This window comes from Microcoleus sp. Pol12A5 (genome assembly GCF_036701435.1).
GTDB lineage: Bacteria > Cyanobacteriota > Cyanobacteriia > Cyanobacteriales > Microcoleaceae > Microcoleus.
Window position 1 is genome coordinate 20,222 of record NZ_JAUBQU010000080.1, and the last position, 9,687, is coordinate 29,908.

11 protein-coding genes are annotated in these 9,687 nt (G+C 43.7%); 3 read left to right on the forward strand and 8 right to left on the reverse strand.

Going from position 1 to position 9,687, the window contains the following annotated elements; all coding sequences use genetic code 11:
* Positions 1–110: 110 nt before the first annotated feature.
* Positions 111–2,954: a CHAT domain-containing tetratricopeptide repeat protein gene (locus tag QUA45_RS19725; RefSeq protein ID WP_333221910.1), complete on the reverse strand. Its 2,844-nt coding sequence runs from the start codon at positions 2,952–2,954 to the stop codon at positions 111–113.
* Positions 2,955–3,115: 161 nt separating this feature from the next.
* On the opposite strand from QUA45_RS19725, the gene QUA45_RS19730 reads away from it, so the two are divergent.
* Positions 3,116–3,262, forward strand: a complete 147-nt coding sequence (locus tag QUA45_RS19730; RefSeq protein WP_333221911.1) for a hypothetical protein — start codon at positions 3,116–3,118, stop codon at positions 3,260–3,262.
* Here the strand turns inward: QUA45_RS19730 and QUA45_RS19735 are convergent.
* From QUA45_RS19735 to QUA45_RS19755, 5 genes are all read right to left on the reverse strand, one after another.
* Positions 3,257–4,120: a DUF1822 family protein gene (locus tag QUA45_RS19735; RefSeq protein ID WP_333098298.1), complete on the reverse strand. Its 864-nt coding sequence runs from the start codon at positions 4,118–4,120 to the stop codon at positions 3,257–3,259. The two genes, QUA45_RS19730 and QUA45_RS19735, sit on opposite strands and share 6 nt — an antisense overlap.
* Positions 4,120–5,094 (reverse strand): hypothetical protein, encoded by a 975-nt coding sequence (locus QUA45_RS19740; protein WP_333152611.1) that lies wholly within the window; start codon positions 5,092–5,094, stop codon positions 4,120–4,122. Before QUA45_RS19740 ends, QUA45_RS19735 begins: the two co-directional genes overlap by 1 nt.
* 294 nt (positions 5,095–5,388) lie before the next feature.
* Positions 5,389–5,598, reverse strand: coding sequence for a CsbD family protein (locus QUA45_RS19745; protein WP_333152613.1), 210 nt, complete (start codon positions 5,596–5,598; stop codon positions 5,389–5,391).
* Positions 5,599–5,796: 198 nt separating this feature from the next.
* Positions 5,797–6,624, reverse strand: a complete 828-nt coding sequence (locus QUA45_RS19750; protein WP_333221916.1) for a PHP domain-containing protein — start codon at positions 6,622–6,624, stop codon at positions 5,797–5,799.
* A gap of 316 nt (positions 6,625–6,940) precedes the next feature.
* Complete coding sequence (locus QUA45_RS19755) at positions 6,941–7,222, reverse strand: hypothetical protein (RefSeq protein WP_333221912.1); 282 nt, start codon at positions 7,220–7,222, stop codon at positions 6,941–6,943.
* Positions 7,223–7,693: 471 nt separating this feature from the next.
* Between QUA45_RS19755 and QUA45_RS19760 the strand changes: the two genes are divergently transcribed.
* A complete protein-coding gene (locus tag QUA45_RS19760; RefSeq protein ID WP_333221913.1) occupies positions 7,694–8,020 on the forward strand; it encodes a hypothetical protein in 327 nt (108 codons plus the stop codon).
* Positions 8,021–8,168: 148 nt separating this feature from the next.
* Here the strand turns inward: QUA45_RS19760 and QUA45_RS19765 are convergent, their stop codons facing one another.
* Positions 8,169–8,636: a hypothetical protein gene (locus QUA45_RS19765; protein ID WP_333221914.1), complete on the reverse strand. Its 468-nt coding sequence runs from the start codon at positions 8,634–8,636 to the stop codon at positions 8,169–8,171.
* Positions 8,637–8,691: 55 nt separating this feature from the next.
* Here QUA45_RS19765 and QUA45_RS19770 point away from each other — a divergent pair, with 55 nt between their 5' ends.
* Entirely contained in the window at positions 8,692–9,330 is a 639-nt protein-coding gene (locus QUA45_RS19770; protein WP_333221915.1) for a histidine phosphatase family protein, read from the forward strand.
* Between the two features lie 158 nt (positions 9,331–9,488).
* Here the strand turns inward: QUA45_RS19770 and QUA45_RS19775 are convergent.
* A partial coding sequence (locus QUA45_RS19775) for a transposase (RefSeq protein ID WP_445305336.1) occupies positions 9,489–9,687 on the reverse strand: 199 nt, incomplete at its 5' end.

Below are 9,687 nucleotides of genomic sequence, written 5' to 3' on the forward strand. Positions count from 1 at the left end.
TAGGATTTAGCATGGGACCCAGAAACCGGTTTTTTTTACTAAAATACTTGGTTACAGCCGAAAAATTCGGTTAAAAACCCGGTTTTTTCAGCCGGAGTGCGTAAGTCTTGTCAATGCAAACCCTGACAAATAAATCCCGACCAATAACTCAAATCATCAAAAGGATTTGACAGAGTGTAAATATTTTCTTTTAAACTTTCATATCCTTTCTTCTGTTTCTGAATCTGATTCTCCCGCTTCGTTATTTTCTTCAACTGCGCCCCCAACTTATTAAACTCATCAGTCTCCTTGTGGTAGGATGTCTGCCGCAATTTTAACTTTTGTTTTTTCTTTTGAACCACAGCCAATTTTGACTTTAAATCCCCAATAATTCTCTGAAGCAACGGATCGATTTGCGGTTGATAAAGCTGTTTCAACTCCGCACCCGAAATTGTCCGCAACCTCACCTGTGCCCGTCGCAAAGCCTCTGGACGACTCAAACCTTCCCGACGATAGTGATAGTAAAAAATCGAAAACAACGAAGTAGCAAAATCATCCACCGCCCACAAAGTGCTGACCACACTCCGAGCTCCCGCACACAAAAACCCCGTTCCCAAACTAAGCAGATTATCCGTAATTTCCGTCCCTCCTAAATTAGTTTCGCAGCAGGACATAAACACATCGGATAACTGCGGCAACCGCCAACCAGGTGTCATCAATTCCCCTAATGTGATACTCCCGTCTCCTAAAAACAATCGCGATTCTAAAGGATTGTCCAAACGCGAGACAGCGTGGTGACTGGAGTGGATTACATTCACATTTTGGGCTAGGTTTCGATAGGCTGCGACTGTAGCTTCTTGACTTCCTTTTAACCGCTCAGGTTTCGTCACAATTTCAGCAATTTGTTCGCACTCAAAAGGAGTGAAGTACAAGTCATCCGTGGCATTTTCCACAATCCCGTATTTCGGCGATTCGATGGTTGGGCGTTGATTGCAATACTCCAAGATTCGGCAACTGGGCACGTAACGAATTAGGAATTTGTCACCAAGGAACACCCTTCGTAGGGGCGGTGCTCCCGTGCCCGCCCTCGGTTGGGGGGGTTCTATCGGCAATGCCGCCAGCGGAATCTGATGCAAATACAAATGCGGAATCACAATCAATTCCTCAATCCCCTCCAAATAATTACCAATCAACTCATCAACTTTCAACCGCTGCGACAACTGAGACAAAAACTCACCCATCCCCTGTTGCCGAATTTTCCGATCCTGCAAATAAGGCGACAACCAACTCTCAAAAATCCAATTCTGAAAATTTCCCCAACCCTCTCCCTGACAAGTGTGAATCTGCGGCGCTTTATCCTTGTAAATCACAAAAACATGAGTGTCATCATCCGTCGTGTAAAAACAGAGAATCGCCGTCTGTGAATTGTCGATGAGTTGCTGCATCGCCGCAAACTGCATCGGATCGACTTGAACTTGTCCCGCTAAAACTGGATCTAAACTGCGAATCTTTTCCCAGATTTGCTGTTTTTCCCTTTCCAAGTCTTGAATCTTCTCCGTGTAAGCAGACAAATCTGCCCGACTGCGTGACTGACTCCCCACATCGGCTAATTCTTTATTGCCTTCAGAAGGTTTGCGGAGTTGTTCAACTTCTGCGTCAATTTCCCGCTGCTTCGCCTCAAATTCCTGCAAATACTTTTGCACTGCGGGTGGAATTTCGCTGCTAGCATACAAATCATTGCTGTGCATTAAATCAACTAACCGCTGAGCACGGGATCTGTCGCAGTATTCTATGGCTTTTTCCAGTTGGTTGCTGTTGACGCAAGCTTGAATTGCTTTTTCGTAAACATCGATCGATTCTGCTAAAATCTGCTGGCGGATATCGTCGGAAGTTGCCCAACTTCTGCTTTTTTCCACCGCTTGAATTGCTTTCTCGAATCCTTCAAGGGCGATGTCCCAAAAACCAGCAGTGAAAGCGGTATTGCCGAGGTTTCTACCTGATTGCAAGCAGTCTAAAGGGAAAGCAGTAGGAGTGCGAATTTCTAATGCTAAGCGAAAACAAGAAATTGCCTCTTCAATATTCTCGGCCATGACTCCTGCTATTCTGTTACGATAGGCTTCCCCCAAATTGTTTTGAGTCATTGCCCAATATTCGGGAGAATTCTCGCGGGTACGGACTTTTAAGGCTGCGGTATAACGGGCGATCGCAAGTTCAATATTCCCCGCCCTGACTCCTGCTATTCTCTTACTATAGGCATTTCCCAAATTGTTTTGAGTCATTGCCCAATCTTCGGGATAATTCTCGCACTTATAGACTTCTAAGGCAGCGGTATAACAGGCGATCGCAAGTTCAATATTCGCCGCCCTCACACCCTCTATTCTGTCACTATAGGCGGCCGCCAAATTGTTTTGAGTCATAGCCCAATCTTCGGGATAATCTTTGCGGGTACGGACTTCTAAGGCTGCGGTATAACAAGCAATACAAATTTCTAAATTCCATGCCCGCCGCCCCAGGGGAAACTGCTGAATTAAATTGCCAAATTGAGCAATAACTGCTGCGATGTATGCAGCTTGTTCTGAGGTAACTTCTGTGAATTTGGATGTTGCCCAAGCTTGTAATACTTGAGCAAGATTTAAATCCAATTTGTCGAAGTTTTGTCCTAAAATAGAATAGACAACTTGAGGATTTCCACCACTTTCCATCGTTGCTTGTAATACCTCCAAAAAAAAAGATAAATACTCATCAGAAGTTGCTGTACTGCTGATATAATTTGCCAAATATGCAGCAAGACTTTGCAACCAACTTACATTGGAGTTACCCTCTGCCGCCATCTTCTCCGCTTCCGCTTCCATGACTTGCACAAAATTAGCATCAACTAACTCTCGATTCGCGTTGAGAATATCATTTGCACCGTTAGGGCACTCAAGCAGGGCTTGAATCAGTTGGAGATAGGCGGCGAGGCGTTGTTCGTCCATTGGAGTTTACCTTGTATTCTGTGTATATATATCTATCGGCAATTTGGGGGGAAATTATGCAAAATTCCCGAAAAATCTTGTAGGGGCGGGTTCACCAACCATCTGCGGCAAAAACCAACAATCTCGAAAACCGGCCCCCACCCCATGCAAAAATCCCAACAATGAAATATTTTGACGGTATTTCGATATTTGTCGCGGGGATGGGGCGGGTTTATGAGATTGTCGATTTGTATCCAATATGGTTGGTGAACCCGGCCCTACAAGTCATGGAAATTTATCCATATTTCTGGGATATTGCCGATTTATGACAAGGCAAAATCATCACCATCTCCCCAAATCTCAGCTAACTTTTCCAATAAATCTTCAGCAATCAGATTCAGTTCCGCTTTCACATCCTCCTCAATATCTGAAGCTTTCTCAACAGGTGAAGATTGATCGCGAGAGAAAGATATATCTCTATTTCCCAAACCTCCACTGCTAGAACCACTTCCCGCTAAAGCCTTCCCCCCTTCATATCCCCAGTCAGATTTCTCACTACTGTGCAAAACTTTATTCAAAATTGCCACAATTTCCGAAATAGATTTGTTTTGCAAATTCTCCCGAACTTGTGCTTGTACGGGGTCATCTTCTCCCAAATCAGATAGCAACTCTTCAATTTCACCTTGCAACAGCGGAATCGCCAACTCAATTCGATCCAAATAATCCCACAATTCCTCAAGGGGTTTGAGATTAGTTAGAGAAATCTCTTGAATTTCATCATGAATTTCCACAGCCGGAATAAAGCCCAAAAGTTTCACCTTATCGAAAGGTTCGGCAAACTGAACGACGATATATGCAATGCGGTTTCCTCGCACTTCCGGCAGAGAAATCGCCGATTCTCCGAGCTGAACCGGACAGCATTCTATCTTGCCAATCCCCGGCAAAACCAAATCGCCGACATCCAAAACCGCCCGCATTGCTGGATTCCAACTATCACCGCCCTCAATATCAGTTTCCATTTCCATCCATTCCAAAAAATAGTTAACTGCCCAAACCGCCAGGGTATTGAAATAAACCCGCTTGCCTTTTTGCGGATTAGCTTGCTCTGAAGCAAATTGCAGAGCTAAATTGCGGGCAGTTTGCTCCAGAGGAATTTGTAACAAATAAGTATCCATGCTATTCACCATTATTCCTCCGGTTGATATCCACATTCTTTAGCAATTCTATTGCCAATCTCTTTGACGAGTTCAAAACCTGTTCTTTTCCAGTGAGAGTTGAGAGTTTGATAGTCAATATTTAACTCTCTGGCAATTACCGATAATTTATCAGGAGGGTCTTTCAGCAGCAATCGCACTGCCAGTATGTGACAATTGGCATCCGGTCGAGGGCGACGATTTTCGGGAGTGTTTGGCTGAGTCTTATCTATTTTTTCATTGGGATAACTGTTTCGCAGTTCTCCCGTCGGATCGTCTTCAATACACTGCCATAGTTTGCGGCCGATGCGATCCTTATTTTTAACTTGTTCTTGCTCAATCAGTTGCTCAATTCCTATGACCGTAGTATCATCAGCCGCTCCTTCAGAATCAAATTCTTCACCTGTTTTGCTCTTAGTTGGAGCATCCAAACTAAAAGTAAAAGGCTGCCGCTCTAACTTGCTGTATTGGTCATAGACTTTGCGTTTAACAATTGTATTGAACCGCTTAACCACTCTGGTTTGCAACGCATCATCAGCGATATTATCGAGGTCAATTTCCCGAAAAAATCTCGGCAGCGTTTTGAAAAAACCCCCATAGGCCTCATTCACTGCGCCGTCAAAATCAATATTAGGATTGGCATCGCGATTCTTGCGAATTCCAGGCAAATGAGGAATGAGTTGGCACAATTTATTTTTGAGTCTTTCTTGTTCCTTACTCGCCTCTGGCGAGTCTTTCAAAAGTTGTAGAAGTTCGCGTAACTGTTCGTCGGTGTTCACTGGCACGTTCGGATGACATCGAGATAATTCGATTATCCCAGGGAAAATAGCGCTGTAACCTGCCAACAGTAACAAAGTCAAGGAAATCGGTTTGAGTTCCCAACCCGTGGGTGGAAGCAACAAGTTGAAACTTGCCCCTACAGGAACTAAACCTGCTAAGGGTTCGACGGGGGTATCATGTCTCGTCATAGTCCAGTTTTTGCGTGTTGATACTCTGATATCGCAGGTTTTGGCGGCTTTATGCAGAATTGAGCAAAAATTTTTCGTAAAGGCAATGCGATAAGGACTGAAGTCCTTACTACGAAATTAATCCGGTGTAAAATTAACAATCGTAGGGACTTCTCCGTTGCGCTTTTGAAGAGATGTCGCAGAAGTCACCCAGTTTATGCACATTCCAAAAACAAATCATATCAAACCCTATTGATACCAAAGGATTTGATATGAAGCGAATTCTATTAGCCAGGATTTGGTATAGCCAGGTTTCTACAATTTGTCGATCGACCTTTTGGCTTGATCTGCCAGATTTTTCACAGCATTTTTAGCATCTTCTGCTGCGTGGCGGGCGGCAGCTTCAGCTTGTTTGGCTTTGCCTTCAACCTGGTCTTTTCTGTTGCCCGTGATATTACCGAAAATTTCCTGAGCTTTGCCTTCTAAATTTTTGCCGATCGCCTTAGCTCTGTCTTCTGCACTCATAATAAGCTCCGTTTGGCAAGTTGCTTTAGTAACATTGTAAAATCAACTCGCCTGCAATTGCCTTTAACTTCATATTAATTTATATTCTGCTTGACCTCGGTCTTCTGCTGATGATTTACTTCCGGCAAACTCGTCACTCAAAAAGTCAAGGATTTTTTTTTGACAACTGTATACATCGGCAAAATTGGTCCTAAAAAACTATTTCAAACTCGCCGCAGCAACTTTAATCGGTTCGAGCAATTCTAACGGCAAATGCAGCATATTCAATTGGGTGCTATCTGCTGCTTTCCTTTCAGGATCTGGGCCGTGATAATCGCTGCCACCTGTTGCCAGCAAACCGTAATGAAGACACAAATCTTTCAACTTTTGGATTTGGCTGGAACTGTGGCTGGGATGGTATACTTCAACTCCCATTAAACCAGCATCTACTAATTCTTTTAAGACTTCCTCAACAGTGCCGCCGCGAAATAAATAAGGGTGAGCCCAAACTGGTACTGCGCCGCAACTCTTCAGTAAATCAATGCCTTCGACGATCGAGAATTTCTCGTAATGCACATAAGCCGGGCCGTCATCTCCCAGCCAGCGATCGAATGCTTCCCGCGATGATTTCGCGTGACCGGCTTTTACCAGCGCGCTGGCAATGTGAGGCCGTCCCGGTGCCATTCCTGGGGATGTTTTTGGCAGTTCGATCGCGTATCCCATTGCTGCTAATTTTTCGACCATTTCCTGCGATCGCCGAAACCTTCCTTCCAGGCGATCGTTCAAAGGAACGCGCAACTTATTGGCATCGGGATAAAAACCTAAAATGTGCAGAGAGCGGCCGTTGTGAACAGTGCTGAGTTCGAGGCCAGGGACTATTTCGATATCGTGCAAAGCAGCGGCGGCGAAGGCTTCATCCCAACCCGACATCGTATCGTGATCCGTGACAGCCAAGGCGCGAACCCCCGAAGACGCGGCGGCGGCTACGAGTTCGGCAGGGGTGAGAGTGCCGTCGGAATAAGTAGTGTGACAGTGGAGTTCTAGCATTTTTTCTGGTAAGTCAAAGTCTGCGAAACCTGCAATTATTCCCCTCACTCACGCGACATATACCGTCATACGATTTTAGATTTTAGATTTTAGATTTTAGATTGGGAATGAGTGATTATATAAGGGTTTGGAGCTTGTCTACTGTTGCTTTTTTTTCGTAACTGGTTTCACTACCAGCAACGTTTTTGTGGATATTTCTCCTTATTTGTAATAACCTCTTTCTCTTTTAATTGGTACACTTATGTTTCTTCAAACTCTATCTGACATAGGTATTCAGCCCGCCTTTTCAGTTGAATTTAGATGCAAAACACCTTAGCTATATCTTGATTTCTCGCATTGGGTGAAGGACACCCTCTGGCAATTTGGAAGGAATGGGCGATATTTCAATACTTTGTATGTTGTGAACTGGGATAACTACCAGTTTATCGGCCAATTCTAGAATTATCGGGTCTGCCGTCAACATTTTGTGCAGGCGAGTGCCTAAAGTTGCTTGCTCTCCTACTGTTCCCTCTGGCGCAATGAACTGGAAGTGTTGCTGTTTGCCGTTAGTATAGTGGATTATCAGATCGATTATTCTTTCTTGGTTGGTTGCTTGCATAATTTTTTCCCCTAACAGTCGATCGGGACTTGGCAAAATTAACAATAAATCAAAACTGGCGATCGCACTACGATTGGAAAGCTCGTTGCAAAGCTTTTGACTAAACCAGGCTGTCGGTACGAAAGTCCGCTTAGCGCTAATTTTATCACAAAAACTGTACTGAAACTCACCAACTTACCAAGTATACAATTGGCAGTCCGGCTGTCTTCGCTCCTCAATGCGCGAGATCCTTCGCCAGCAATATTTGGTCGATCGGGCTTTCTGGTATGCCACTTGGCAAAGTGGCTCAATTTCGCCTGTCTAGCGACTGGACTCAAAGCGGTTTCAATTCATACAGCAGAGGTATTTGAGCGCTTTGGGTATCAAGGTTTTTCGAGGTGAGAACTGTGGAGGTTAGGATAGTGGCATTCTGCTGTCACTGACCTAGAGGATTTTTTTATAAATTAATAACATAACATTCAGGTACAACTTATGAAATCCACACTTTGTTTTCCAGAAACTTCTCTTTACTCTAACGCAGTCACTGTTAATAATAATGCTATTGACTCTTGTATCCTTGCAGCTTGGATTGACTTAGTAGGAAGAGATTTTGAGAGCTTGGGAGGAGATGATTGGCTTCCCTTGTGCGGCGACATTGATGACGGCGAAATTTACCGGGAATGGTTTTTGTGGCAAGACAGCGAAGTGACTCAAGAGTGGGAAGCTTACGATCCCATTACTAATTATCGAGTTGTGGCACCTAACCGAGAAATGATGATTGCTAAAATCGACCAAATAGAAGATTCCAGAACAATTTAGTTGACCCGGAGAAGGTTAAATTTTGATTTTCTACTTTAATAAAAATTCTGTAAACAAACCCGGTTTCTCCCAACCACACTCAAGAAACCGGGTTTTTTGGACCACAAATCTAGGATTTGGTTGAGTTCCACTGGCCTAACATAATAATTTAGGTCGCTACTGCTTTTTGTTTTTCTCGTTCTAATTTGCGCCGCTTCAAGGTGGCAAGATTTTGTTTGATCGTGTCGATCGCAAATCCAGCTTCCTGCTGTTGGTATAATTCGCTGGCAAGGATTAAATCTGCAACGGCCTCCTCATCCGATCGCAAATTTGCAAAAGCCAATGCACGATTGTGGTAAGCTTCTGCCAAAGTTGAAACTTGTTCTAAAGCGCTGGTAAATTTATCTTTAGCTTTGCGGTACTTTCCCGACTGATAAGCCTCAATTCCTTGTTGAAAATAAACAGAAGCTTTGCTGCCGCTGTCGGTATCGGGAAATTCTGGGTAAGTTAAAATTGGTTCTTTAAAGAGTACAGAAATGCTGCCCTTGCCGAAGTAAGCCCAAGTCATTGTTCCAAACCCAATCCCCAGCACGAGGGCAATAATGACAGACAGAGCAATAAAATTGGTGAGTTCCATAGAGCAATATTTGTTGTATTATAATATGATAAGTTAATTCCTAACTTCTGGAACAATGGCTGCACGGATTTACCTTAACTGGAAATGGTTTTTCCGGTCGCTAGCTTTAGTATTGTCGATCGGCTTAATTACTGCAACTGCAAGTTCTGACGCAGCAACCAACGCGCAAACTCAAGCAGGGTGGCAATTGTTGCAGCGGGGGGAGACGGGATTGGTGGTAGCAATGCGACACGCGATCGCCCCAGGTACGGGAGATCCTGCTAACTTTAAGTTGGGTGACTGTTCCACCCAGCGCAATTTATCAGCACAGGGAAGAACCCAAGCCAAGCAAATTGGAGCCGAATTTCGCAACCGCAACATCAAAGTGGCCAGAGTTTTATCGAGTCAGTGGTGTCGGTGTTTGGAAACAGCAAAACTGATAAATTTAGGCAAAGTCGAACCGTTCCCAGCGTTGAACTCGTTCTTTAGCGATAGCAGCAAAGAAGCCCAACAAACAGCGACAATCCGCAAATTAATTGTCGACAACCGCAACACTAAAGGCGCGGTTATTATGGTAACTCATCAAGTAAATATTACCGCTATCACTGATATTGTACCGCAAAGCGGCGAAGCTGTGATTCTCAAAAGCGATCGACAAGGTAAAATCCAAATAGTCGGACGAATTGGCAGGGTAAACGCATCTAAATTAAGTTGACATAAAATCATATTTGTGCCTGAGTTATTCTCTGAAAAAACCTTTCTTAAAACTCTTAAATATGATGCAATTAACCCAGTTAAAATCGAGCTTTAAGAACTTCTGAATTCTTAAAGCTGAATCAATTTAGATCGGGAATCCGTTTGAGTTTTCGAGCGTTAGCTGGCCGAGTATAAAATTTTAACTAAATAATTATTATCCATTCCCGCCAGATACCGCTTCATTTTTAAACTTCCTTTAAATCCTTTTTCCTGTTTCAGTAAACTGACAGCTAAACGACGTAAAAGAGCAAAATTTTCAGGAGAATGATCTTTACGAATGCGACTCTTGTCTTCACAAAAAGTAACATCCAATGTC